This window comes from Janthinobacterium sp. OK676, assembly GCF_900103595.1.
In the GTDB taxonomy this organism is placed as follows: domain Bacteria; phylum Pseudomonadota; class Gammaproteobacteria; order Burkholderiales; family Burkholderiaceae_D; genus Janthinobacterium.
Genome location: NZ_FNHA01000012.1, coordinates 152979 through 176798, shown reverse-complemented (window position 1 = coordinate 176798; position 23820 = coordinate 152979). Strand labels below are relative to the sequence as shown.

27 protein-coding genes are annotated in these 23820 nt (G+C 63.5%); 11 read left to right on the top strand and 16 right to left on the bottom strand.

Features of this window, described 5'->3' with window-relative positions:
• Nucleotides 1-155: 155 nt before the first annotated feature.
• Genes BLU39_RS22255 through coxB form a run of 6 tightly spaced genes read right to left on the bottom strand, consistent with a single transcriptional unit; the run spans nucleotide 156 to nucleotide 4821 of the window.
• Nucleotides 156-1016, bottom strand: coding sequence for a cytochrome c oxidase subunit 3 (locus BLU39_RS22255; protein ID WP_092716958.1), 861 nt, complete (start codon nucleotides 1014-1016; stop codon nucleotides 156-158).
• A gap of 40 nt (nucleotides 1017-1056) precedes the next feature.
• Complete coding sequence (locus tag BLU39_RS22250; RefSeq protein ID WP_034749002.1) at nucleotides 1057-1263, bottom strand: DUF2970 domain-containing protein; 207 nt, start codon at nucleotides 1261-1263, stop codon at nucleotides 1057-1059.
• A gap of 9 nt (nucleotides 1264-1272) precedes the next feature.
• Nucleotides 1273-1845, bottom strand: coding sequence for a cytochrome c oxidase assembly protein (locus tag BLU39_RS22245; protein ID WP_092716955.1), 573 nt, complete (start codon nucleotides 1843-1845; stop codon nucleotides 1273-1275).
• Entirely contained in the window at nucleotides 1842-1949 is a 108-nt protein-coding gene (locus BLU39_RS28805) for a cytochrome oxidase small assembly protein (protein ID WP_217635101.1), read from the bottom strand. Before BLU39_RS28805 ends, BLU39_RS22245 begins: the two co-directional genes overlap by 4 nt.
• A gap of 51 nt (nucleotides 1950-2000) precedes the next feature.
• The gene (gene ctaD / locus BLU39_RS22240; protein ID WP_034749009.1) at nucleotides 2001-3599 is read right to left on the bottom strand and encodes a cytochrome c oxidase subunit I; all 1599 of its coding nucleotides are present in this window, start codon (nucleotides 3597-3599) and stop codon (nucleotides 2001-2003) included.
• Nucleotides 3600-3612: 13 nt separating this feature from the next.
• Nucleotides 3613-4821 (bottom strand): cytochrome c oxidase subunit II, encoded by a 1209-nt coding sequence (coxB, locus tag BLU39_RS22235; RefSeq protein WP_092716952.1) that lies wholly within the window; start codon nucleotides 4819-4821, stop codon nucleotides 3613-3615.
• Between the two features lie 79 nt (nucleotides 4822-4900).
• Between coxB and BLU39_RS28360 the strand changes: the two genes are divergently transcribed.
• Nucleotides 4901-5164: a hypothetical protein gene (locus tag BLU39_RS28360; RefSeq protein ID WP_139178444.1), complete on the top strand. Its 264-nt coding sequence runs from the start codon at nucleotides 4901-4903 to the stop codon at nucleotides 5162-5164.
• Nucleotides 5165-5287: 123 nt separating this feature from the next.
• Here BLU39_RS28360 and BLU39_RS22230 read toward each other — a convergent pair whose 3' ends face one another.
• Nucleotides 5288-6211 (bottom strand): methyltransferase domain-containing protein, encoded by a 924-nt coding sequence (locus BLU39_RS22230; RefSeq protein WP_254789034.1) that lies wholly within the window; start codon nucleotides 6209-6211, stop codon nucleotides 5288-5290.
• Between the two features lie 57 nt (nucleotides 6212-6268).
• Here BLU39_RS22230 and BLU39_RS22225 point away from each other — a divergent pair, with 57 nt between their 5' ends.
• Together BLU39_RS22225 and trmL are read left to right on the top strand one after the other, a co-directional pair.
• Entirely contained in the window at nucleotides 6269-7024 is a 756-nt protein-coding gene (locus tag BLU39_RS22225) for a ComF family protein (protein ID WP_092716944.1), read from the top strand.
• Nucleotides 7025-7048: 24 nt separating this feature from the next.
• The gene (trmL, locus tag BLU39_RS22220; protein WP_092716941.1) at nucleotides 7049-7519 is read left to right on the top strand and encodes a tRNA (uridine(34)/cytosine(34)/5-carboxymethylaminomethyluridine(34)-2'-O)-methyltransferase TrmL; all 471 of its coding nucleotides are present in this window, start codon (nucleotides 7049-7051) and stop codon (nucleotides 7517-7519) included.
• A gap of 113 nt (nucleotides 7520-7632) precedes the next feature.
• Here trmL and BLU39_RS22215 read toward each other — a convergent pair whose 3' ends face one another.
• From BLU39_RS22215 to BLU39_RS22175, 8 genes are all read right to left on the bottom strand, one after another.
• Nucleotides 7633-8382: a hypothetical protein gene (locus BLU39_RS22215; protein ID WP_092716938.1), complete on the bottom strand. Its 750-nt coding sequence runs from the start codon at nucleotides 8380-8382 to the stop codon at nucleotides 7633-7635.
• A gap of 17 nt (nucleotides 8383-8399) precedes the next feature.
• The gene (locus BLU39_RS22210) at nucleotides 8400-9614 is read right to left on the bottom strand and encodes a hypothetical protein (RefSeq protein WP_139178442.1); all 1215 of its coding nucleotides are present in this window, start codon (nucleotides 9612-9614) and stop codon (nucleotides 8400-8402) included.
• 33 nt (nucleotides 9615-9647) lie between these two features.
• Entirely contained in the window at nucleotides 9648-13346 is a 3699-nt protein-coding gene (locus BLU39_RS22200) for a tubulin-like doman-containing protein (protein WP_092716930.1), read from the bottom strand.
• Nucleotides 13347-13380: 34 nt separating this feature from the next.
• On the bottom strand, nucleotides 13381-13821 hold the full coding sequence (locus BLU39_RS22195; protein ID WP_092716927.1) for a hypothetical protein: 441 nt from the start codon (nucleotides 13819-13821) through the stop codon (nucleotides 13381-13383).
• Nucleotides 13822-13866: 45 nt separating this feature from the next.
• The gene (locus tag BLU39_RS22190) at nucleotides 13867-15336 is read right to left on the bottom strand and encodes a hypothetical protein (RefSeq protein ID WP_092716925.1); all 1470 of its coding nucleotides are present in this window, start codon (nucleotides 15334-15336) and stop codon (nucleotides 13867-13869) included.
• Nucleotides 15333-16817 carry a hypothetical protein gene (locus BLU39_RS22185; protein ID WP_139178440.1) on the bottom strand — a complete coding sequence of 495 codons (1485 nt, stop codon included), beginning with the start codon at nucleotides 16815-16817 and terminating at the stop codon, nucleotides 15333-15335. The genes BLU39_RS22190 and BLU39_RS22185 overlap by 4 nt, the downstream gene beginning before the upstream one ends.
• Before the next feature lie 126 nt (nucleotides 16818-16943).
• Nucleotides 16944-17426, bottom strand: a complete 483-nt coding sequence (rfaE2, locus tag BLU39_RS22180; protein WP_092716921.1) for a D-glycero-beta-D-manno-heptose 1-phosphate adenylyltransferase — start codon at nucleotides 17424-17426, stop codon at nucleotides 16944-16946.
• Between the two features lie 44 nt (nucleotides 17427-17470).
• Nucleotides 17471-17710 carry a DUF3717 domain-containing protein gene (locus tag BLU39_RS22175; protein WP_092716919.1) on the bottom strand — a complete coding sequence of 80 codons (240 nt, stop codon included), beginning with the start codon at nucleotides 17708-17710 and terminating at the stop codon, nucleotides 17471-17473.
• A gap of 134 nt (nucleotides 17711-17844) precedes the next feature.
• On the opposite strand from BLU39_RS22175, the gene BLU39_RS22170 reads away from it, so the two are divergent.
• From BLU39_RS22170 to BLU39_RS22135, 8 genes are all read left to right on the top strand, one after another.
• A complete protein-coding gene (locus tag BLU39_RS22170) occupies nucleotides 17845-18783 on the top strand; it encodes a hydrogen peroxide-inducible genes activator (RefSeq protein WP_092716917.1) in 939 nt (312 codons plus the stop codon).
• Nucleotides 18784-18860: 77 nt separating this feature from the next.
• Nucleotides 18861-19715, top strand: a complete 855-nt coding sequence (gene ubiA, locus BLU39_RS22165; RefSeq protein ID WP_035824713.1) for a 4-hydroxybenzoate octaprenyltransferase — start codon at nucleotides 18861-18863, stop codon at nucleotides 19713-19715.
• A 107-nt stretch (nucleotides 19716-19822) separates the two neighbouring features.
• Entirely contained in the window at nucleotides 19823-20179 is a 357-nt protein-coding gene (locus tag BLU39_RS22160) for an ElaB/YgaM/YqjD family protein (RefSeq protein WP_092716915.1), read from the top strand.
• A 56-nt stretch (nucleotides 20180-20235) separates the two neighbouring features.
• The gene (locus BLU39_RS22155) at nucleotides 20236-20622 is read left to right on the top strand and encodes a phage holin family protein (RefSeq protein WP_092716913.1); all 387 of its coding nucleotides are present in this window, start codon (nucleotides 20236-20238) and stop codon (nucleotides 20620-20622) included.
• Complete coding sequence (locus tag BLU39_RS22150; protein WP_092716910.1) at nucleotides 20619-20966, top strand: hypothetical protein; 348 nt, start codon at nucleotides 20619-20621, stop codon at nucleotides 20964-20966. The genes BLU39_RS22155 and BLU39_RS22150 overlap by 4 nt, the downstream gene beginning before the upstream one ends.
• Before the next feature lie 89 nt (nucleotides 20967-21055).
• Complete coding sequence (locus tag BLU39_RS22145) at nucleotides 21056-21613, top strand: DUF3455 domain-containing protein (protein ID WP_092716908.1); 558 nt, start codon at nucleotides 21056-21058, stop codon at nucleotides 21611-21613.
• Between the two features lie 74 nt (nucleotides 21614-21687).
• Nucleotides 21688-22263: a sigma-70 family RNA polymerase sigma factor gene (locus BLU39_RS22140; protein WP_232731300.1), complete on the top strand. Its 576-nt coding sequence runs from the start codon at nucleotides 21688-21690 to the stop codon at nucleotides 22261-22263.
• Complete coding sequence (locus BLU39_RS22135; protein ID WP_092716906.1) at nucleotides 22260-22976, top strand: anti-sigma factor; 717 nt, start codon at nucleotides 22260-22262, stop codon at nucleotides 22974-22976. The genes BLU39_RS22140 and BLU39_RS22135 overlap by 4 nt, the downstream gene beginning before the upstream one ends.
• A 3-nt stretch (nucleotides 22977-22979) precedes the next feature.
• On the opposite strand, the gene proC is transcribed toward BLU39_RS22135, so the two are convergent.
• Nucleotides 22980-23810, bottom strand: a complete 831-nt coding sequence (proC, locus tag BLU39_RS22130) for a pyrroline-5-carboxylate reductase (protein ID WP_092716904.1) — start codon at nucleotides 23808-23810, stop codon at nucleotides 22980-22982.
• Between the last annotated feature and the right edge of the window lie 10 nt (nucleotides 23811-23820).

Here is a 23820-nt window from a genome sequence, read left to right as displayed (position 1 = left end):
CCGACCCCGGCTGTACGACGGGTTTGGGGTCAGCATTCTCTTGCATCTATGGCAAAAATCCACTCATCAGAAAAAAAGCCGTACCCAGGATGTCCCGGTACGGCTTTTTTTATGGTGCCGGCGCAAGCGCTAACTGCGCGCGCCCTGCCCCGCCATTATAACCAATACACGACCACGTACAGGCCCAGCCAGACGACGTCGACAAAGTGCCAGTACCAGGCGGCGCCTTCGAAGCCGAAGTGGTGTTCCGGCGTGAAATGGCCTTTCAGCACGCGGTACAAGATGACGGACAGCATGATGGCGCCCAGGGTCACGTGGAAGCCGTGGAAACCCGTCAGCATGAAGAAGGTGGCGCCGTAGATGCCCGACGTCAATTTCAAGTTCAGTTCGCTGTAGGCGTGCATGTATTCGTAGACCTGGAAGCCCATGAAGATGGCGCCCAGTACGATGGTGGCGAACAGGAACAGGGCCGTCATGGCGCGGTGGCCGGCGCGCAGCGCGTGGTGGGAAATCGTCAAGGTGACGCCCGACGTCAGCAGCAGGGCCGTGTTGATGGTTGGAATCCAGAACGGCGTCATGGTGGTGAATTCCTGCACCGTGCCGGCCGGGCCAGTATTGCCCCAGTGGGCGGCGAAATCAGGCCAGATCACCTTGTGGTCGAGGTCGGCCAGCCACGGCATCGAGATGCTGCGCGCATAGAACAGGGCGCCGAAGAAGGCGGCGAAGAACATGACTTCCGAAAAGATGAACCAGCTCATGCTCCAGCGGAAAGAGTGGTCGATGCGCTCGCTGTACAGGCCCTGCTCCGACTCGCTGATGGCGTCGCCGAACCAGAAATACAGCACCAGCAGGATGCCGGCGATGCCCAGGTAGTTCACGTATGGGCCCCAGGAGACGTCATTGACCCAGGCCGAGGCGCCGATCATGGTCAGCAGCAGGCTGGCGCCGCCCAGCATGGGCCAGCGCGACGGCCCGGGCACGAAATAATAGGGTGCGGCGGCGTGGTTGGAACTCATCATCATCTCCTCAAAAACTTGTAGGGTGGTTTTTTATAATTTATAAAACGACGAATTTAACAATTGAAATCAGGATGCCGATCAGGCAAGCCACCACCAGGAAACCGGCGATGACGATGTGCACGGGATTGAGCTTGGCCGAATCCGTGTCGAAATCGCTCTTGCGGCGCAAGCCTGTAAACGACCATACGACGGCTCGCAGCGAGTACAGGAACGACGCTTTTTCAGGCTGCTTGGATTCGCCCATGTCACTCTCCTATTGGACGGCCGGCGTCTGAGCCTGGCTCAGACCGGCAATCTCGAAAAACGTGTACGACAGGGTGATGGTCTTCACCTCTTTCGGCAGGGCCGGATCGAGAAAGAACACCACCGGCATCTGCCGCGCTTCCTTGGCCTTCAGGGTCTGCTGCTTGAAGCAGAAGCATTCGACCTTCTTGAAATGCGGCGTGGCGCTTTGCGGCGCATAGCTGGGGATGGCTTGCGCGTTGACGACGCGGTTTTGCGTGTTGACCACTTCATACATGACGGTCACCAGTTCGCCCGGATGCACCTGCATGCTCGAGACGGTCGGGCGGAAGCGCCAAGGCCCCTGCGCATTGCCGTCGAACTCGACGGTGATGCTGCGCGTCGTGTCGACCTGCGTATTGTTGTCGTAAGCCACCGTGCCATCTTTTTGCGTCAGCACGTTGATGCCCATCACTTCGCAAATTTGCTTGTAGACGGGAATCAGGGCATAGCCAAAGCCGAACATCAGCACGGCAATGACGAGCAGCTTGCCCAGCATCTTGCGGTTCAGACCGCGTGTTTCCTGTTGCGCGGGCGTCGTCACGACAGCCACAGCCGTTTGGCGAACACGGACAGGAAGAAGAAGGCCGCCAGGGCGGCCAGTATCAGCCCGGTACGCAGGTTGTTCGGTTTTTTACGTTCGGTCATGACAGGCACTTTATGCGAGACGGGCCGCGCAACACGCCGGCCCGGGATACCTCATTTCACGGTCGGCGGCGTTTCAAACGTGTGGAAAGGTGCCGGGCTCGGCACGGTCCATTCCAGGCCTTCCGCGCCTTCCCATGGCTTCGCCGGCGCAGCCTTGCCGCCGCGGATGGTCGGCAAGACCACGAAGAACAGGAAGTACACCTGCATCAGGCCGAAACCGAAGCCGCCGATCGAGGCGATCATGTTGAAGTCCGTGAACTGCGCCGGATAGTCGGCGTAGCGGCGCGGCATGCCGGCCAGACCCAGGAAGTGCATGGGGAAGAAGGTCACGTTGAACGTGATCAGCGACAGCCAGAAGTGGATCTTGCCGCGCGTCTCGTTGTACATGTGGCCCGTCCATTTCGGCGACCAGTAGTAGAAGCCGGCGAACAGGGCGAACAGCGAACCGGCCACCAGCACGTAGTGGAAGTGCGCCACCACGTAATAGGTATCCTGCAGCTGGATGTCGATCGGCGTGACGGCCAGGATCAGGCCCGTGAAGCCGCCCATGGTGAACACAAAGATGAAGCCGACCGAGAACAGCATCGGCGTCTCGAACGTCATGGAACCCTTCCACATCGTGGCGATCCAGTTGAACACTTTCACGCCTGTCGGCACGGCGATCAGCATGGTCGCGTACATGAAGAACAGCTGGCTCGTCACCGGCATGCCGGTGGTAAACATGTGGTGCGCCCAGACGATGAAGGACAGGATCGCGATCGAGGCCGTGGCGTACACCATCGAGGCGTAGCCGAACAAAGGCTTGCGGGCAAACGCGGGCAGGATCTGCGAGACGATGCCGAAGGCCGGCAGAATCATGATGTAGACCTCGGGGTGGCCGAAGAACCAGAAGATGTGCTGGTACATGACGGGGTCGCCGCCGCCTGCCGCGTTAAAGAACGAGGTGCCGAAATGGCGGTCCGTCAGGGTCATGGTGATGGCGCCGGCCAGCACGGGCATGACGGCGATCAGCAGATAGGCGGTAATGAGCCAGGTCCAGCAGAACATCGGCATTTTCATCAGGGTCATGCCGGGTGCGCGCATGTTCAGGATGGTGACGATGATGTTGATCGAACCCATGATGGACGAGGCGCCCATCAGGTGCATGGCGAAAATCGCCATGTCCATGCCGGGCCCCATCTGCGTCGACAGCGGCGCATACAGGGTCCAGCCGGCAGCCGTGGCGCCGCCCGGCACGAGGAAGGACGTGGCCAGCAGCAGCGCGGCCGGTGGCAGCAACCAGAACGAGAAGTTGTTCATGCGGGCAAACGCCATGTCGGACGCGCCCACTTGCAGCGGGATCATCCAGTTGGCGTAGCCGACGAAGGCCGGCATGATGGCGCCAAACACCATCACCAGGCCGTGCATCGTGGTCAGCTGATTGAAAAATTCTGGGTGGAAAAATTGCAGGCCTGGGTGAAACAGTTCCGTGCGTATCATCAGGGCCAGCACGCCGCCCGACAGCAGCATGATGAACGAGAACCACAGGTACAGGGTACCGATATCCTTGTGGTTGGTGGCAAACAGCCAGCGGCGGTAGCCAGTCGGGTGGTCGTGGGCATGGTCGTGATCGTGACCGGCGTGGTCCAAGGTGCTCGTGCTAGTACTCATATGCGGCTCCTAATTACTTGCGTGCAGCCACGATTTCGGCTGGTTGAACGATGTTCTCTGCGGCCTTGTTCGACCACGAATTGCGCGTGTAAGTGATCACTGCGGCAATGTCCGTGTCGGACAGCTGTTTCCAGGCTGGCATTTCAGCGGGATACTTGCCGCTCTTTTGCCCGTTCAGCAAGACGTGGATCTGTGCCGCTTTCGGACCATTCACCACGGCCGAGCCGTCCAGCGGCGCGAACGCACCGGGCACGCCCTTGCCCGTCGCCTGGTGGCAGACCACGCAGTTGGCCGTATACACTTTCTCGCCCTTGACCTTCAATTCGTCGATGGTCCACACCTTGCTTGGATCATCAGCCAATGCGGCCATTTCCTTTTGTTTTACATCAACCCAGGCCTTGTAGTCTTCGTTCGATACGACCTTGACGACGATGGGCATGAACGCGTGTTCCTTGCCGCACAGCTCGGCGCAATTGCCGCGGAAGGTGCCGATATGGTCGGCCTTGAACCAGGTGTCGCGCACGAAGCCGGGAATCGCATCCTGCTTGACGCCGAAGGCGGGCACGGACCAGGCATGGATGACGTCGTTGGCCGTCAGTACCATGCGGATCTTCTTGTTGACCGGCACGACGACTTCGTTATCGACTTCGATCAGGTAGTTTTCACCGCGTTTTTCCGTCGGCGGCGCGCCCGGCGCACCCACTTGCGAACGCGGCGTGGACAGGTTGGAAAGGAAGGAAATGCCTTCGCCTTCGCCTTTCAGGTAGTCATAGCCCCATTTCCACTGCATGCCCGTGGCCTTGATGGTGATATCGGCGTTCGAGGTATCCTTCATGCCGACGACGGTGCGCGTGGCAGGCAGGGCCATGCCGATGACGATCAGGAAAGGCACGACGGTCCAGGCGATCTCGACGGTGGTGCTTTCGTGGAAAGTGGCCGGCTTGTGGCCCAGGGACTTGCGGTGCTTGAAGATGGAGTAAAACATGACGCCGAACACGGCCACGAAGATCACCAGGCAGATGATCATCATCAGGGTGTGCAAATCGTAGATTTCATGGGCGATCTGTGTCGCCGGCGGCTGCAGATTCATTTCGAGCGGCACGGGACCGCCGGTGCCGGGATAGGTGCCGGCAGCCGGTGCCGCCGTGGCCCATCGCCCGATGCCAAACGCTGTCAAAGACAGCCCGAGCAGCAACGATTGAAGTCGCTTTGCATGTGTCATGTTTTCCCCAACCACCCAAAAAATAATGATATTTTAAACGGCTGCGGACTTCTCCGTACTGGACCGCTGCCGCTCCTCCATGAAAGCAACACGGCCGGAATACGGCCATGCGCGTCAAGCACCAGCGAATTCCATGCTGGCTGCCGCAGCAAAAACGGCGGCGCACAACCATGCTGGAACCCTGTTTTTCTTCCCCACATCGAAATGGCCTCGTGTGGAAGATGGTTACTATACTAATGCAGTAACTTCGAATTCGTCTCGCTTTGTTTTTTTTATTTTGTATGCAGCCCTTGTTTTTTCTACTTGGCAAGCTGACAAACAATCAACGATTATAATCAAGTAAACTTGAATCCATCAAGCAATAATCGGCTTTGTGCGCGCACGTCTCCCGGCCGCCGCGCGCTTTGCAACGCTTGCTGCAACATCCATGCGCGGATGCCGACCAAGTGTCGGTTTCTTTGCCCTTTTATTTGGGCTTGCGCGGCAGGTCGAAACGGATGATCGCCTCGCCGTTGCGCGTCACGCGCGGCGCGGGACAGAAGGCGTGGCCATAGATCACCTCGAAACTCAGGCCCAGCTTGCCGTCGGGACGGCGCATCTTTTCCAGCGCGGCCAGCATGCGCTGCCAGGCCGCCTTGCCCATCAGGCCGCGCCGGCGCGTGGTCAGCGGATTGCCGCCGAAGGCGCGCACGTCCGCCAGCAGTTTTTCCGCCGTGTCGTAGGTCACGGTGATGATCTCCATGTCCAGCACGGGCGTGGAAAAGCCCGTCTCGACCAGCATGTCGCCAAAGTCGTGCATGTCGACAAAGGGCAAGGCGTGCGGATACAAGTCCGCCTCGGCAAAGGCGTCGCGCACTTCGCGGAAGGTGTCGGGACCGAAACAGGAAAACATCAGCAAGCCATCGAGGCGCAGCGCGCGCCGCCATTCCGCAAACACGCGGTCGGGCTGGGCGTGCCAGTGCAGCGCCAGGTTCGACCATACGAGGTCGACGCTGTTGGCCGCCAGCGGCAAGTCGCCCAGGTCGCCGCACAGCAAATCCACACCCGCCTTGGCCGGCAAGAGTTTGCTCAGGAACTGGTTCAGGCCGGCCAGTTTCGACGCGGGCGCGCGCGCCGCCTGCATCATCGCTTGCGCTGCATCGAGACCGATGATCTGCGCGGCGGGATAATCCTTGTGCAACTGCGCCAAGTCCGCGCCCGGGCCGCAGCCGGCGTCGAGCACGCGCAAGGGCGTGATTTTCACCAGCTCCAGGCGCTCGTGCATGCGTGCCGACACTTCGCGGCGCAGGAAGTCCGATGGCGCGACGCGCGCCGGACGGGAAAAGAAATCGCGTACTTGCACCGCATCGATGGGCGCACTCATTTTGGGCGGACTGGTGGGAACTGGCATGTTGAATCGGGTGAGGTGAGATAATGTCGGCAGTGTACATGGAACGAGGCCATCGCGATGCGGACGGCCACCCGGCACCGCCTTGATGCCGCGTGGCAGGCGCTGCGGCTGTGGCTGGGCGCCACGGTGCTGCCGGCGCAATGCGCGCTGTGCGGCATGGGCTGCTCGCAAGTGCTGTGCCCGCCCTGCCGCGCGCAGTATCTGGCGCAACTGCGCCACCGCTGCCGCCAGTGCGCCAATCCGCTCGCGGACATCGAGGTGGCGTTGTTGTGCGGACGCTGTTTGCGCCACAGGCCCGCGTATGACGCCACGATCACGGCGTTTGATTATGCGGCGCCCGTCGACCAGTTGCTGCTGCAGCTGAAATTCGGCGCGCGCCTGGCGCTGGCGCCCCTGTTTGCGCAACTGCTGCATGTTGCAATTCAGCAACAACCAGAGTGGGAGGCGCCGCAGTTGCTGTGTCCGGTGCCCTTGGGCCCGGCCCGGCTGGCCGAACGGGGCTTTAATCAGGCGCTGGAAATTGCCCGTCCGCTGGCGCGCCTGCTGGACGTTCCGCTGCAGCCCCGCCTGGCGCTGCGGGTGCGCGAAACCCGGGCGCAAAGCGGCGTGGCGCCGCAGGAACGGCAAGCCAACCTGGCGCACGCATTCGCCATCGCGCCCGAACACGCGCCGCTATTGCAAGGGTGTCATGTCGGCATCGTCGACGACGTGATGAGCAGCGGCCATACCGTCAACGCCCTGGCGGCCGCCTGCAAGAGCGCGGGCGCGGCCAGGGTCAGCATACTGGTGGTGGCGCGCACGCCGCCACGCTAGCATCACTTATATAAGGAGAGCATTTTGTTTCACGTTGTTTTGGTAGAACCTGAAATCCCGCCCAATACGGGCAACGTCATCCGCCTGTGCGCGAATACGGGCGCGCAGCTGCACCTGGTCGAACCGCTGGGCTTTCCGCTCGACGATGCCAAGATGAAGCGCGCCGGCCTCGATTACCACGATTACGCCAACATGAAGGTGCACAAGAATTGGGACGCGTTCCTGGCCGACACCCAGCCCGACCCGTCCCGCATGTTCGCCATGACGACGCGCGGCTCGCGTCCGTTCGGCGACGTGGCCTTCCTGCCGGGCGACGTGTTCGTGTTCGGCTCGGAAACAAAGGGCCTGGACCCGGCCCTGCGCGACGGCTTTCCCGCCGAACAACGCATCCGCCTGCCGATGCGCCCGGACAACCGCAGTTTGAATCTGTCGAATACGGTGGCCGTGGTCGTCTACGAAGCGTGGCGCCAGCATGGCTACCAGGGCGGCGCGTAGGTCGGATTAGGCCCAAGGGGCCGTAATCCGACAACATTGTTGGCGTTAGTGGTGTTGTCGGATTACGCGGGGCTTTACCCCGCTAATCCGACCTACCCGTTTGCATACGGCGATCAGCGCAGCGCCAGCTGCGCGTCAACGCGCGTATCCACATCCAGCATCACCAGCTGCGTACGCAAGTCGCGCGTGGCGGCCAGCTTGCCGTTCACGTACAGATTCGTCCTGACGCCATACACGCCTTGCGACACGCCTTCCGGAAAGGTCAGCTGGAACGAGTTTTCAAAGCGCCCGCCCGACTTGTTGTTGCTGGCCAGCGCTTTCGAGCCGGACTTGAACGGCTGGCCTTGCGGATCGAGCACGACCAGCTCTTCGCGCACGTCGTTGACGCTTTGTGCGCTGCCGTTGACCAGTTCCACCACGGAATTGACCTTGAACGGCTGGCCTCGCTTGACGGTCGAGGCGCTCAGCTGCGGCGTGTACGACACCACTTGCGGCTCGCGCGGCAGCGCGCCCCGTGTGCGGATATAGTCGCGGTCGGCCTGTGCCGCCGTCTTGGTCTGGCGCGAATTGACATTGATGGCCAGGCAACCGGCCGCCGCCAGGCCGCCGCCGATGGCCGCGCCCTTCAGCGCGCCATTCTTGCCTCCCGCCAATGCCCCCAGCAGCGCTCCCACGGCCGCGCCGGCAGCGGCCGAGGTGCCCACGCTGCACGGGTCTTCATCCGTGGCCGCCTGGGTTCCGCCTTGCGGATAGGAACTGTCCTGGCGTACGCCGTTCGGGTTCATCGGCGCCGTGGCGCAGCCGGCCAGCATGGCCGCGATGGTCAGCGCAGCGGCAGCGCGCATGGTGGTGTGGTTCAGCATGGTGACTCCCCAGATTGCTAATTGATCGTTGTTTCCGTCTGCAGCACTTGCCGTTCGCGCTCGCGGATACGGCGCGACAAATTGTCGATGCGCGCATTGCCCGGATCGACGCGGCGCGCGCTTTCCAGATACGTCTTGGCCGCATCGAATTTGCCTTCCAGCAAAGAACGCTCGGCATCGCGCAGGAACGATTGCGCCATCTCGTTGCGCATGGCCGCGCCGCTATCGACGGGCGCCGTTTCCGGCGGACGGCGTTCGGCCAGCGCTGAGCGTTCGACCGCGCGCGCGGGCGCCGGTTCCTGCTGTGCCGGCATTGATACCGGCGCCGGGGCTTGGACAGAAACAGGAGCAGGCGCCGACAGCGCCTGCACGTCCGCCTTCAACTGCGGCAATTCCACCGCTTCGCGGTCGATCGCTTCCAGCCTGGCGATGCCATTTTGTGCCGCCGTCGCATCCTTGCCGTCGAGCGCCTGGCGCACGCCCACCAGCACGGACGCGGCTGCCGCCTGCTGGCGCGCCAGCTGCTTGCGCAAGGAATCGACGCTCGATGCGCCCGCGCAATCGATGTCGAGCGCGGCAATGCCCTTGGCGGCGCTCTGCAATTGATGGCCGTCGATCGCGCGCTCGATGGCGCGCACGCTGCGCTGGCAGCCGCTAGACGCGGCACCGGCCTTGCCGATGGCCGCCTGCAAATCGTCGGCCTTCGCGCTGGACTTGCCCGTGCATACATTCTTCGCCGTCGCCAGCTTCTGGCGGGCGCCGTCCAGGCTGCCATCCGCTACCAGCTTGAGCCCGCTATCGATGGCGTCATTGCAGGCCGATTCATTCTTGCCGCCCGGCTTGCCATTCATGTAGACGATGACGGCCGCCAGCACGGCGATACCGCCCAGCCAGCGCAGCCACTTGCGCGGCGGTGATGGCACGGGTGGCACCGATGGCGGCACGGGCGCGGGCTTGGGCACGGCTTGCGGCTGGACCGGCTTCGGCGGCGCTGGCGGTGGAACGACAGCCGGTTTCGGTACCGCCTTCGGCGCAGGCGCAGGCGCCACCGGCACGGGCGACGGCTTGGGCGCTACCGGCGACGGTGCTGGCACTGGCAAAGGTGCTGGCACAGGCAGCGGCGGCGGCACGGCCGCGGCTGGCTGGGCAGCACCCGCCACCACGTGACCGCAGTACGGGCAATGGCTGACAACGGTCCACAGGCCCGTCTTGCATTTGTTGCAAATATCCAAAACTATTCCTTCATTCCAGCGTCATTCCAGCGTTCACAGGGGCGGCGGCATCAACGGTGGCGGCGCGCTGAGGAACAAGGGCGCCAGTTCGGGGAACTGGGCCAGGTCGGCCCAGGCCGGCAAGCCGGCGCGCCACACCTTGGTGGTGGCCGGTGCGACCTGTCCCGCCTGCACGTACTGCACGATCTGCTGGGCCGTAAACGGTCCCTGCTGCTGGCCATTGATGCCCAGGAAATACTGGTATTCCACCAGCGGCGGCGGCATGCCGCCCAGCGGTGGCGGCGCCATGCCGAACACGGCCGCCGCCGGAGCAACGGCCGCGCCGGCCGGGCGCAGCAATTGCTCGAGGCGCCCCGCTTCCAGCATTTCCGCCTTGATCGCGTACTTCAGGCGCGGCTGGCCGTCCGCTTCCGGCTCGCGCACTTCCCAGTCATAGGCATCGCTGTCGGAGTCGCCGATGACGCTCGCCCATTCCTTCAGGCGGCCCAGCAGGGTTTGCACCGTGCGGTCGAGCTCGTCGCTGGCCATGCCCTTGCGGCGCGCCGACTCGCGCAGGCGCGCACCCACTTCGGCGGAAATGGCGCTGCCAAAACCGACGTAGGGCAGCTGCGAACCATCGGCCTGCGCCACCAGCTTGGGCGCATACACGGTGCGTTCATAGTATTTTGCCAGCGCCGCCATGGCGGCCGTCTGCACGGCGTCAAGCGCCGTCAATTTTTCCTCGATGCGCAGGGCGATATTTTTCTCGTACGAGGCGGGCATGCCGTTCTGGCGTATGGCCCGCTCGTTGCCGATGCGGCGCAAGTCGCCCGGCTCGACGGCAAACTGGTACTGGCCCGGCGGCACGACGCGGCCCGTGTGGCGCGTCAGCACACCCAGCATGATCGCTTGCAGGAATTCGCCGAAATCTTCCGCCAGGCGCTTCATCTCGTCCGTGTTCGGTGCGATCGGGTGCGTGAATTGCGTCGGGTCGATATGCGTGTGGGTCGGCGCCTTGTCGTTGTCGCCTTCCTTGCGGTAACTGGTGCGCCAGCCTTCCAGGCCGCGCAGCACCGTCATCGGCACGCCGGCCAGCTCGCAATAGCAGACGGCGCGACCGCGGATGCCCGTTTCGACGATTTCCAGCTGGCTCACCGTGATGCCCACCTGGGTCGGCATGCACGATTCGAGCTCGGCGCCGAACTTCGCCTTGAAGGCGGCCGCGTTGGCCACGCCGATCACGCACTTGAACTGGTCCGACACGACCGTGAAGTCGCCCGCCATATTGGCGTCGATCCACGGCATCGAGCAGGCCAGCAGCTTGCGGAAACGGTCCAGGCGTTCGGACACCTCCATCTGTTCGAGCGCTTCGAACAGCGGGTCGGGCGTGCTCGTCGCCCCTTCCACGAGGCTGGTCGTGGCGATCATGTTTTCGGCCATGCGCGTGACCTTGGCCAGGATCAAGCCTCGCTGCGCCGGTTCGCCCAGCATGGGGAACAGCGCTTTCGAGCCGCCCATGTCCTTGAACGCTTCATCGGCCCACTGGCGCAAGGTGGCCGCCGATGGCAGCGCGATGTCTTTTTCCGTGACGGGAATGACGATCAGGGTCGCGTGTTCCTTGTCCAGGTCCTTTTGCAAAATCGTGTTCGCCGTTTTCAATTCGGCCAGCATGGCCAGCACGCCTTCGCGGCCCGATTGCAGCTCGCCCACCAGGCCATTCCACTGCGCGCGGCCTTGCGCGTCGACGCCGACACGATTGCCCAGCCAGCGCGACAGTTCGCCCAGCAAAATCACGGACTCGTCCGCCGCCTTGGCGCGCAGATGGAATTTCAAGGCATTCGCCATTTCCGTGCGCAAATGATCCATCACCACGCCCGCCTGCTTTTCGCCGTTGCTGAGGAAACCGAAGGTGCTGCGCGTCTGTTCCAGGTTGTTCAGCAGGCGCTCGTATTCACGCGAACGCACGGCTTCCTTGATTTCACGGTAACGCTCGGCATTGTTGCCGATCTGCGCCGTCAAGCCGCTGCCCGGCGCCTCGATGCGGTCCTTGATCTGTTCCACCAGGGACAGCACGTATTCCAGGCCGCCGAATTCCTTGTTGTCCAGGTAGCCATACAGCTGGTCGCGCACGACTTTCTTGACGTCTTCCAGCACTTCGCGGCGGCGCTTGCTGATGCGGTCTTCCGTCGTGTCGGCCGTGGAATCCTGGTCGCGCACGGCGTCGCGTTCCAGGTGCTTCATGGCATCGCGCACTTGCGCCGGCCATTCGCTGCGGTCAAAGCCCGTGCGGATATCGTTGATGCGCGTGTTGACCCGGTTTTCCACGCCTGCCAGCAAGTGGCCGTGGCGGTCTTCCAGCAATTCGTCGACGACGCGGAAATCGATGAAGTCGCCGCTGGAGCGCTTCAGTTCGATGCTCTTGTCGGAAAACTCGGGGAAATCGCTGAAGGGCGTGCCCTTCAGGAACATATTGGCGGCGAGGAAGTTATCGCGCTGCGTATCCGTGGCCCGGTTGGCGCCCGCATCCGTGCCACCCACGCCAAAGAACGCTTGCAGCATGGCGCCGGCCCAGCGGTGGGCCCGCTCGTCGCGCGCCGCTTCCTGGCGCGTGTCGAGCACGGCCATGCCGAACGAGGAAAAGCGCTTCGAGAAATACAGCCGCATGTCGCCGAAGCGGTCTTGCGGCACGGGCGCGTTGTACAGCGAGTTTTTGTGCTGCGCCTGGTTGACGGCGATCGAGCGCTTGGCGCGCGCGAAGTCGGCCGAGGCGAAATCCTCGAACAGCGAATCGGCCACCATGTGGTAGACGTCGCTGACATCCTTGGTGTGCTGCTGGGCAAGGTTGCCCGAATCGATCAGGTAGACCTCGCTGTAGGGCTCGCGCGTCAGTTCCGGACGGTCGTAGGCATCCCAGCGGCCCACGTAGCCCTTGTTGCCCATCATCGCCGATTCCAGCTCCATCAGCGCCGCGTAGCCGTTGGCCTCGACCCGGTCCTTGTTGGCCTTGGTGTAGCCGGTCGGCAAGAACAGCATCAGCTCGACGTCGGCCGCGCCCACTTCGCTGCGCGCCAGCCAGCGCGCCAGCAAGCCCATGTCGAGGAAGGAACCGGACCCCGTGCCGCCCGCCACGGAGCCGACGATGACGATGCGGAAACGGTTCGTTTCCATGCGCAAGCCCAGTTCGGCCAGCTGGCGCTCGTGCGACAGGCCCGCCTTCAAGGCTTTCAGCTTCAGGCGGATCTTGTCGCGGATCTTCGCGTACTTGTCGAAGAAATACAGGCGCGACACGGCGCGGATCTGGCCGGCGCCGCTGCTCATGTCGAAACGCAATTCGCGGATGCGCTGCGGCGTCAACGGCAGCCACTCCTTGATGTGCGGATATTTTTCCAAGGAATCTTCATCGCGGCTGTACTTGTCCATGTCGAACGATTCGACCACCTTGTCATCATCCGTGAACTTCACCTGGTCGAATTGCAAGTCCTTCGCCTGCGACTCGCCGCTTTCGATCACGGCGCCATTGTCGAGGTCGAAATGGATGAATTGCGCGATGGGAAAGTCGGCCAGCCCCTCGATGCGCGTGCGGTTGCCCGCGCCGCCCCACAAGGTGTTGAGGACGCGCCGGCGCACGCGCATCAGCACCTGCATGCCCGTGCCGCCGATGCCGATGAACAGGGTCGGGCGCAGTTCGATGATCTTGTCCTGCTTGCGCTCGCTGGCGCCGCCGGTGATGGTTTGGTTCAGGTTCTCTGCCATGGTGATTCCTTGGATAAAACGTGTTACGGCGTGCTTAGCGGCGGCTGGAAGTAAAGGTCAACAGTAACGCAACCAGGCCCACCAGCACCAGCGGTCCCATGAACAATGGCGCGAGGAATTTATGCGCGTTCACGGCGGCCAGCACGACGCCGGTCGCCAGGCTGGCCAGGAAGATGAACAGCCACCAGCCCGAGGCATTGGCCTTGTTCGGCGGCACGCGCTTGGCGACCAGGCCATTCGCATAGGCATTCTTGGCAAAGAAAAAGGCGATGAACAGCAGCAACAGCACGACGCCGCCGATCAGGGTGTCGCGCGACGACGTATCGGTCGTGCTGGCAGGGTCGAGCGCTGGCGCAGGCTCGGTCGTTGCGGTGGTGGCGGCTGCGCCGGCAGCCGGTGCATCGGCGGCAGGCGGCGCGGACGCCGGTGCTGGCAAGGTAAAACCTGCGTTGTCTTTGGGAGTGTCTTGCGCCATGGTATGCCTCTGGTGGAATTGACTAGTTTAAAAAGGAATCTGTGTTCAGGCCAGGCTCAGGGTATGGCCCTCGGCCACGCGCACGACGGCCGGTTTGCCCAGGCCCCGCTTGAGTTCGCCAATGTCGCGGCCGTCATCGTCGCGGATCTGCACGCTCTTGAATGGTTTTAACAGCACTTGCCGCTGCACGCCATCGGCCATCACCTTATAGCGCGTGGCGCGCGTGCCGACCAGGCCCAGCGCCAGCAAGCCCAGCACGAGCGCCAGGATGCCGCCCAGTATCACCAGCACGGGCAGCAGCGGATACTGGATGCGCACCAGCAGTGGTATCGTTGCTTGCGACGCACGCACGCTGTCGGGCGGCGTAAACATATCCGAGATCGGGTCGCCGGGGAACAGTTCCTGCAAATCCTTGCCGAAGCTGGACGCGAGCGCCAGCCGCTGTTCCGACAGCCCCACCTGCGCCTGCATGGGCAGCATCACCTGCTTGCCCATGGCGGTGATCGCCTGCGCCGACCACGGCGACGGTATCTGCGCCATCGGCAGCGCGAACTGCACTTGCACGGACTGGCTGGCGCCCGGCTGCAGCTGGCGGATTTGATCCGGCGCAACGTGCAGCGGTGCATTCTGGCCGGCCAGGCTGGCGTGCACCTTGGCGCTGTCGATTACGTACGGGAAAAACATGTTTTGCAGGGACGCCTGCAGCACCACTTGCGGTACCAGGTTCGCCGCGTCGACGTCGAGCACGATGGTGCGTCCGTCGCGGCCCAGGCTGGCGTGCACATTGGCGCTGTTCTTGACGGACTGGGGCACGATGCGCACGGCATCCTGGTCCACCGGTTTCAAGCGCGCAGGCGGGCGCGTCAGCACTTGCGACAAGCGCCCTTCGGCCAGGATGCGGGTCAAAGCCTCCGACGCGGGCTGGCCGTATGCGAGCGCATACACCATCAAGCCCTTGGCGCTGTACAGCTTGCCCTGCACGGGCATGCGTAGCGGAAACACCACCGTCTTGGTGATCGACGGTTCCAGATGCAGCAGCCGGTAAAAGTCGCGGTTGCGCTCGGCCGTCTGGCTGTCGTTGTTCGGGCTATTCTTGTTGTTCGTAAAAATCCACACGATGCCGGAGGCGGACTGGAACGGGCCCGTGATGGTCTTCGTGACGGCTTCCTGGAAATCCGTGTCGGCCAGCGCGCCACCGGCGCTCTTGCGCGCCAGGCCCAAGTTCGCCAGTTGGCCCGCCACGCCGGCGCCGCCCTGCCCCTGCCCGATCAGCGCGGGCGACACATTGCTGCCGCTGCTCTGGCTGAAGGCCAGGGTGTAGACTTTATCGGACGGGCTGGTGGCGGCCTGCGCCACGGCGCCCACGAGGGCTTTCAGCTGCGAATGTTCATCCGTGTAAAACGGCTCCATCCAGCCCGAGTTTTGCACGAGAAACGCTTGCTGGATGCCAGCCGCCTGCACGCCGGCCGCACTGAGCAAAGCGGCGCAGGCCGCGATCAGGACGCGCGCTTTCATGCCTGCAAGGCCCAGCCATCGATGCGCGACAGCAGCGGGTGGTACGCCCACAGCATGCCTTCATGGACAAACAGGCGCACACGCCACGGCTCGCTGACGGCGAACGTGTGGAACACGGTTTCGCGCAACTCGTCGTCCTGCACCAGCTGGGCCGCCAGGCGCTCGTTCGAGCGCAGCACGCTCGACAGGCCGGCGCTGGTGGCGAACTTGACGCCGAAGACGCTGTTGCCAACGCTCGATTCCAGCAGCGGCATGACGGCCTGGTTCTTGCCGCCATCGTCGCCGTGTTCCGGCTCTTCCCACGGCGCCGTTTTCAGCTTGGTGGCGAAGCGGTAATTGAAGCTGCCCGAACACAGGCGCGGCGCCAGCGCGTCGGCCCGTTCGGCCTGCGCGCCCAGCTTCACGTAGACATAGGTGCCGCGGCTGCGCTCGAAGCACAGCTGCCACAGGCCGCCGTCGCGCGACACATAGGGGCTGCCGAATTCGAAATGCGGCACCAGCCCTTCGGGCCAGGGCGTAAACGACGCAGCCACGTTGCCGTCCGGCTGCAGCTGCAAGCGCAGCTGGCCGTTGGCGCAGGGCCACACGGCCATGCGGTTGTAGGCCACGGGCGCGCTGACGGCGCCCAGGTCGACCACACCGTCGAGCAGTACGTCGCTGCCCGGCTTTTGTGCGGCATCAAGGTTGACGAAGCGGATGCGGCCATCGTCGTCGCGCAGCGGCGCCCACAGGCGGTTCTGGAACCAGACGGGGCTGGCCACGCACGGCGCGCCGCCCACGTGCTCGACCACGTAGGTGAGCGAAGGCACGTCGGGACGGATGCAGGCCAGGCCATGGCTGGTCGGCAAGACCAGCACGCTATTGAACTCCGGCACCAGCTCGGCGCGCCAGGCGCCGTGGGCCAGGTCCGATTCGGCCAGCAGGCTGCCATAGTCGGGGTCCAGCGCCAGCCAGCGTTTCGAAGCGGGCAGCCACGCGTGCAGGACGGCCTTGCGCGGGTCGAGCGCCAGCAGCGCGGGCGCGCTGGTGCCGAACTGGGCGGAAAAGAATTCGTATTCGCCGGGCGGCGGCATGGGTAGCGAGGCATCGGCCTGCGCATGCTCTTCGCGCGCGCGCTGGTCGGCCAGTTTCAGGGGCACGCTGGCCTGGCGCAAGCCGGCAGGGCCGGCCGGCGGCACGTCGCTGACGGGATAAGCGCCGTACGGCGGCACCCACGGCGGCGTGGCGGAAGTGTCGGGCGGCACTTGCAAGGCCGCGCCCGAAGCGGGGTCGAACGAGAATTCGGGCGGAAACTGGCGCACGGGTGCGCCGGCGGCTGCGGGCAGGCGCCGCGCGAGCATCAGCTTGCCGATATCGGCATCGCTCACCAAGGGCGAGACGTTCTGGCCGTCCGCGCTGCGCTGCATGCTCCATGCGCCCTCGTCATCGACGTACCAGGCGCCGGAGGGCAGTGGCCAATCCCCAGAAGTTTTATGATCCATTTATTTTCTATGACAAACGATGCAATCAGACGGTGTAACGTGCTGGGGCTGTCGAAACGAAGTCGCAGCGCTGGCAGTTCTCATAGTAACGTCTTTTTATCTGTATGGAAACATTGACGGCGGCCTTCAGCCCTGCTGCGCCCGCACTTTCGTCAACAGCTTGGTGGTCGAACGGTCGTGCTCGAAATCGATGGCCACGGCCTGGCCGCCATACGCGAGCACGGCACGCCCTTCGGGAATGGCCGCCATATCGTAGTCGCCGCCCTTGGCATAGATTTCCGGCTCGATGTCCTGCACCACTTCCAGGGCGCTGTCTTCCGAGAACGGCACGACCAGGCTCACCGCTTCCAGCGCGGCCAGCACGGCCATGCGGTCTTCGCAATTGTTCAGGGGACGGTCGTCGCCCTTGCCCAGACGTTTCACTGAAGCATCAGTATTCACGGCAACGATCAGCGAAGCGCCCAGCGCGCGCGCCTGCGCCAGATACGTCACGTGGCCGCGGTGCAGGATGTCGAACACGCCGTTGGTCACCACCACCGGTTTCGGCAGCGCTTGCGCGCGGGCGCGCAGTTCGTCGCGGCCGCACAGTTTGTTTTCAAAATCAGGCATGGATATCTCTTGTTGGGTTAAATACGGTCACGACATGCTCACGTTCAGGCGTGGCTATCGCCTTGGATGCCGCCGCCATCGCGGCGCCAGGCATCGATCAAGGCCAGGACGGCCGGTTCCAGGCCCTCTTCGGCGATGCGATCTTGCCGGTAATAAATCATCAGCGCATACACGCGGGCCAGTCGGCTGACGGGCGGCGACAGCGCATATTCATTGCCGCGCGCCGGTTGCCTGACACGCCAGTAATTGATTGCCGCTTCCAGCGCCTGTATCTGCAATTCCATTGCCCTCTCCCTCCGCCGCCCGGTCCCGCATTATAGGGGGCGATCCGCTACAATACGCCATCGACGCGACAGTTTCACGTTTGCGCCACCTTTCATTCATTGCAAGTAAGTACTTCCTGTGTTTCAATCAAGCTATGACACTGACTGAACTGAAATATATCGTTGCAGTCGCGCGAGCGAAGCACTTCGGCCATGCCGCCGAAGCCTGTTTCGTTGCCCAGCCCACCCTGTCAGTGGCCATCAAAAAACTCGAAGACGAATTGGGCGTCGTCCTGTTCGAACGGGGCGGCGCGGAAATCTCCGTCACCCCTCTGGGCGCGCAGATCATTGCGCAAGCCGAGCGCGTGCTGGAACAGACGGCCGCCATCAAGGAACTCGCCAAGCAAAACAAGGACCCGCTGGCCGGTCCCCTGCGCCTGGGCGTGATCTACACGATCGGCCCCTACCTGCTGCCGCCCCTGGTCAAGGCCATGATAGACCAGGTACCGCAGATGCCCTTGATTTTGCAGGAAAACTTCACGGTACGCCTGCTCGAATTGCTGCGCCAGGGCGAACTGGACGTGGCCATCATGGCCCTGCCCCTGCCCGAACACGGCATGGCCATGCAGGAACTGTACGACGAACCGTTCGTCGTGGCCATGCCGCGCCAGCATCCATGGACGGCGCGCGACAAAATCGCCGCGCAGGATTTGAAATCGGAAACCATGCTGCTGCTGGGCAATGGCCACTGTTTCCGCGACCAGGTGCTGGAAGTGTGCCCCGAAATGGCGCGTTTTTCCTCGCCCGGCAACGGCATGCAGCGCACGTTTGAAGGTTCTTCACTGGAAACCATCCGTCACATGGTGGCCAGCGGCATCGGCCTGACCGTCTTGCCGCGCGCCTCCGTCGCCAATATGCACGCCACCGACGGCATGCTCGAATACCGGCCGTTCGCGGAACCCGTGCCATCGCGCCGGGTAGTGATGCTGTGGCGCAAGAGTTTTACGCGCAAGGCGGCCATCGACGCCCTGTGCGCGGCCATCGCCAGCTGCAACTTGCCCGGCATCACCCCCTTGTGCGAAGACGACGACTAGCGCCCCAGGCGCAAAATAGTACATTTACGTACTATTTGCGATAATCGACCTTTCTCTTCAACAAGATCGAGTCTTCCATGAACAAGCTGGCGCTGTATTTCCGCCTGATACGGCTGGACAAGCCTATCGGTACCGTATTGCTGCTGTGGCCTACCCTGTGCGCGCTGTGGCTGGCGCAGCAGGGCGTGCCGGACTGGCGGCTGCTGCTCATCTTTACTCTCGGCACTTTCCTGATGCGCTCGGCCGGCTGCGCCATCAACGACTACGCCGACCAGGATATCGACAAATTCGTCAAGCGCACGGCGGAGCGCCCCATCACCAGCGGACGCATCAGTGGCAAGGAAGCGCTGGCCGTGGCCGGCGTGCTCACCGTGCTGGCCTTTTGCCTGATCCTGCCCCTGAATGCGCTGACCAAGCAACTGTCCGTGGCGGCCGTCATCATCGCCGGCACCTATCCCTACTTCAAGCGCTTCTTTGCCATTCCGCAAGCGTATCTCGGCATCGCCTTCGGCTTCGGCATCCCCATGGGCTTTGCCGCCATCACGGATGCCGTGCCCGTCGTCGCCTGGCTGCTGCTGCTGGGAAATGTCTTCTGGGCCGTGGCCTACGATACGGAATACGCGATGGTCGACCGCGACGACGATTTAAAAATCGGCATCAAGACGTCGGCCATCACTTTCGGCCGCTACGACGTGGCCATCGTCATGTTCTGCTATGCCGTTTTCCTGCTGCTGTGGCTCGCATGCGGCTGGTACCTGGGCTTGCGTTATTGGTTCGTCGCGGGGCTGGTGGTGGCGGCCGGCTGCGCCGTTTACCACTACACCCTGATCCGCGCACGCGAGCGTATGCCGTGTTTTGCGGCATTCCGGCATAATAACTGGCTAGGAGCAGCGGTGTTTGCAGGCGTCGTACTGGACTTTGCTTTCCGTTAAGCAATACCCCTTGCGCCGCGGTAGCCCTTGAGGCGGCGCAAGACAGCCTGGCCGCAGCTGCCTACACTGGTATTTCACTGTGCAGTTTCACTTCCAAGAGGTAATACATGAGCTCGATACATACCGGAAAATCCAGCAACGACAGCATCCTCGCCGACGCCGACAAGGCGCGCGACAAACTGGTCGGCGACTTGAAGAACGTCATCGACGAAGCGGAAGGCTGGCTCGATGGCGCCAAGGATCAGACGGGCGAGAATGTCAAAGCCGTCAAGGACAAGTTCATCGCCACCCTGGAAACGGCCAAGAAAGACTTGATCAAGCTGGAAGAAGATTTGCTCGAACGTACCAAGAAGGCGGCCAAGGCCACCGACGAATACGTGCAGGACAATCCATGGAAAGCCGTGGGCGCGGGCGCCGTCGTGGGTGTGCTGTTCGGCCTGCTGCTTTCCTCGTCACGCCGCTAGTTAGTACCGACGCAGCACCGACGGCATAGGCCGTCTCCTGACGCGAAAGGCAGCATATGGCTATCGTGCACCATGTCGCCCAAGTCGCAGCGACCCTCGCCGCCATCGTCCAGACCCGTCTGGCCCTGGCGGCCGTGGAAATGGAAGAAGAGTCGCTGCGCTTCCTGTCCTATCTGGCGCTGGCCATGCTGGCACTGCTGTGCCTGTTCGTCGGCCTCGTATTGATCGTGTTCCTCGTCATCGTATTATTTTGGGATACGCACCGCATCGCCGCCATCGCCATCACGGCCGCCGTCTTCATCGTCGCCGCCATCGCTACCCTACTGGGCGTGCGCGTCAGTTTCCGCAGCAAGCCGAAACTGCTGTCCTTCACACTTTCCGAACTGAACAAAGACCTGGACGAGCTGCAACTGCTGGCCCGCCGGGGATCGGAGCGGCCATGACCACGCATCCCACCAAACTGTCGCATGTGCATACGGCCGCCAGCCTGGCGCAGCGGCGCGATGCGCTGCTGGCCGAATGCGCGCTGCAGCGCCTGGCCCTGGGCGTGCAGACGCGGCAATTGCTGGAACCGCTCACGGGCGGCAATCTGCGCCACACCCTGGCCACGCGCTTCAAAATTCCCCTGATGATAGGGGGCGCCGTGCTGGGCCTCGTGCTCGTGCGTCCGCGCCGTTTCCTGCCGCTGCTGCGGGCTAGCGGCGCGCTGCTCAAGCACGCCACCACCGCCATGCCCGTCGTGCTGGCACTGGCGCAGCGTTTCAGCAAGAAAGAAACGCCGGAATAAATTTTTTTTTCCTGGCTGCATCCAAATGGCAAACCCCTGCGTAGTAATGATATCAACCAGCCGGTTGAGCCAACTACCAGGAGTCCGCCATGCATGCCATCATCGCCCCACGCCATACCGCCCCTTCCCTCACCGTGCTGTGTGCCGCCCTGCTGCTGAGCGCCTGCGCTCCCATGAGCGCGCGCTATTCGCAGGAGCAATTGCCCAACGCCGTGAAAGTGCCCGATGGCCACCAGGTGGCCATGCAGACGGTAGGCGTGGGCAAGATCGCCTACGAATGCAAGGCCAAGAAAGACATGACGGGCCATGAATGGGTCTTCGTGGGACCGGACGCGGCCTTGAACGACCGCAGCGGCATGCAAGTGGGCACGTATGTCGGGCCACCTGCCACCTGGGCCAACCTGGATGGCTCGAAGGTGACGGCGACGCAAGTGGCCGTGGCGCCGGCCGGCGCGGGCAACATCCCGTATCAACTGGTAAAAGCCAACCCGGCCACGGGCAGCGGCGCCATGCAGGGCGTCAGCTACATCCAGCGCGTGGCCACCAGCGGTGGCGTGGCGCCAAGCAGCCCCTGCGGCATGGAATCCATCGGCGCCAAACAATGGGTGCCCTACCAGGCTGACTACATCTTCTGGAAAGCAGCATAACAGCGTTAAATTGACGGTTGGCAAGCTGGATTCTGGCCTATACTCGGCATTGAAAACTTGCTAACCGTTAAACCTTGACGATTGCGCCAACCTTGCCAACGCCAGCCGCCCCTTACGATTACGATGCCGCCCTGCGCGCCTGCGCCAGGGGCGAGCAGCAGGCATTGCATGGCCTGTACCAGCAGGAAAGCCGCTACCTGCTGGGCGTGGCCCTGCGCATCGTGCGCCAGCGGGCTCTGGCCGAAGACGTGCTGCACGACGCCTTCCTGAACATCTGGCGCCGCGCCGGCAGTTTCGACGCCACGCGCGGCAGCGGCAAGGGCTGGATCTATGTGGTGGTGCGGCACCAGGCGCTGGACGTGGTGCGTGCCCGCGCCCATGAACTGTCAGCCGACGAGGATACCGTGGAAACCCTGCTGCACGAACGACTAGGCCATGATACGGGCGAGGCCTATGCCGACCAGGCGGACCTGGGCAAGCTGCATGATTGCCTCGGCCACCTGGATGAAGGCAAACGCAACAGCATCCTGTACGCCTATGTCGATGGCTGTTCCCATAGCGAAATCGCGCAGCGCCTGCAAGCGCCGCTGGGAACCGTCAAGGCCTGGGTCAAGCGGGGTCTGGCCGCCTTGCGGGAGTGCATGCAATGATCGACAGCGACGAAGAACTGCAAAGACTGGCCGGCGAATACGTGCTGGGCACATTGGCGCTGGCCGAACGCGCGGCAGTGGAACAGCGTTTGCCACGCGAGCCCGCCTTGCGCGACGCCGTCGACGCCTGGGAACAACGTCTGCTGCCATTGACGACCCTGGCGCCGCCCGAAGCGCCGTCCGCCCAGCTGTGGCCGCGCATCAGCGCCAGCCTGTTCACGCCGAAAGCCGTGCGGCAGGCGGGCGGCTGGCAGGCGTGGTGGAACAGCCTGGCCTTCTGGAGACTGCTGGCCGGCGGCGGCCTGGCGGCCACGGCCGCGCTGGCCGTGCTGGCCACGACGCAACTGCAAGCGCCAGCCGGACCCGGCTACCTGGTGGTGCTGGTGGCGCCGCAGGATAAATCGCCGGGCTGGATCGTGCAGGCGGGCGGACGCGGCGGCAAGAACCGCGACCTGAGCCTGATCCCGCTGGGGCCGACTGCCGTGCCGCAGCAAAAGGCCCTGCAATTCTGGACCAAGGGCAAGGACTGGGGCGCCCCCGTCTCGCTGGGCCTTGTCACGCCGGGGCAAAGCCTCAAGTTGACGTTGGACAAGCTGCCGCCGCTGCAGCCCGATCAACTGTTTGAAATCACGCTGGAGCCGCAAACAGGCTCGCCGACAGGCAGGCCGACTGGGCCGATCCTGTATATCGGCCGCGCCGTCAAGGTGATGTAGCGTTTATTTGCCCAGCTCGTCGCCCATCTCGCGCCCCCGCTCGGCGGCCGCCTTGATGCCCTTGACGATGGCCGCCTTCACGCCGCTCTCTTCCATGCTGGTCAGGGCCGCGTAGGTCGTGCCGCCTTTCGACGTGACCCTCTCGCGCAGCAAGGACACGGGTTCGCTGGAGTTCGCCGCCAGCTGCGCCGCGCCCGTAAACGTGGCAATGGCCAGCTGCGTGCCCTGCTCGGGCGTCAAGCCCAGTTCGGCCGCCGCCTGCTGCATCGCTTCGATAAAGTAAAACACATAGGCGGGACCGCTGCCGGACACGGCCGTCACGGGGTCGATCTTGGCTTCGTCTTCGAGCCAGACCGTCTGGCCGACGGCGCGCAGGATGGCATCCGCCGTCTTTTTCTGTTCTTCGCTCACGCCGCTGCTGGCCACCATGCCCGTGATGCCCATGCCGATCAGGGCTGGCGTATTCGGCATGCAGCGCACGATGGCGGCATAGTCGCCGAGCCAGCGCGACAGGTCGGCCGCGCGGATGCCGGCCGCGATCGACAGGATCAACGGCGCCCGCTCCCCGTCGAGGAAGGGCAGCAATTGCGCCGCCACTTCGCGCATGCTTTGCGGTTTCACGGCCAGCACGATCACGTCCACGCCGCGCAATGCGTCACCGGCGGCAGTCGCCGTCGTGACGCCGAATTGCGCCTGCAGTTTTTCCAGCGCGGGCGCATGGGGGTCGATCACGTGGATGTTGCCGCCCAGGGTCAGCTTGCCGGCCAGGCCGGCGATCAGGGCTGCGGCCATGTTGCCGCCGCCCACAAAGGCGATATTCAATTCTGTCGTCATGCTTGTTCTC